Raw genomic sequence first — 876 nt, 5'->3', positions numbered from 1 at the left:
AACAAAAACTGTAATCGACGATGTTGATCATCTAATTTTTGGGTGAGCTCATACTGATCTGGTGTGATGTATTCTGCCGCAGCAGAAGGTGTGGGGGCGCGCATGTCTGCAACCATATCGGCAATGGATACATCGACTTCGTGCCCAACCGCACTCACAATTGGCAATGCACTATCAAAGATTGCACGAGCAACAACTTCTTCATTGAATGCCCATAAGTCTTCTAAAGAGCCACCTCCACGGCCTACGATCAATACATCTGCAATCTGTTTATCATTTGCGAGTTGGATTGCTTTTGCGATTTCTTGTGCAGCGCCTTCGCCTTGCACTTTGACAGGGATTAATATTATTTCCAATCCTGGAAAGCGGCGCTTCGTAACGTGGATGATGTCGTGTATGACGGCTCCCGAACGAGATGTAATGACACAAACGCGCTTAGCCATTTGAGGAATTGGTTTTTTATGCTGTCTGTCAAAAAGACCTTCTTGATTTAGCTTAAGCTTCAAAGCGTCAAATGCGGCTTGAAGTGCGCCGAGCCCAGCTGGCTCCATGCTATCGACGATCAGTTGATAATCGCCGCGACCTTCATATAGGCTGAGTTTCCCACGAACAATAACTTCATCACCGTCTTTTGGTTGGAAGCGTAGTCGTTGATTGGCACCGCGAAACATGGCACAGCGAATTTGCGCTTTTTGGTCTTTTAAAGAAAAGTACCAATGGCCTGAACTTGGTCTTGCAAGGCCGCTAAGCTCACCGCTTACCCATACTTGTGCGTAACTGACTTCAAGCATTCGTTTAACTTGGCGATTCAGTTCTGAGACGCTAAGTGCGGTCGGTTTATTGTTGGTGGCTTCTTGAGGGAGCATAGCGGGCTTA

At 46.8% G+C, this 876-nt stretch carries 1 protein-coding gene; it reads right to left on the bottom strand.

The window, feature by feature from the left end; translation table 11 throughout:
• On the bottom strand, nt 1–866 hold an 866-nt coding region (xseA, locus tag A3762_RS02080; protein ID WP_082868889.1), incomplete at its 3' end, for an exodeoxyribonuclease VII large subunit.
• Between the last annotated feature and the right edge of the window lie 10 nt (nt 867–876).

The sequence above is a fragment of the Oleiphilus sp. HI0125 genome (assembly GCF_001635355.1).
Note: the sequence above shows the minus strand (reverse complement) of the source record. Positions and strands in the feature narration are given on the sequence as shown.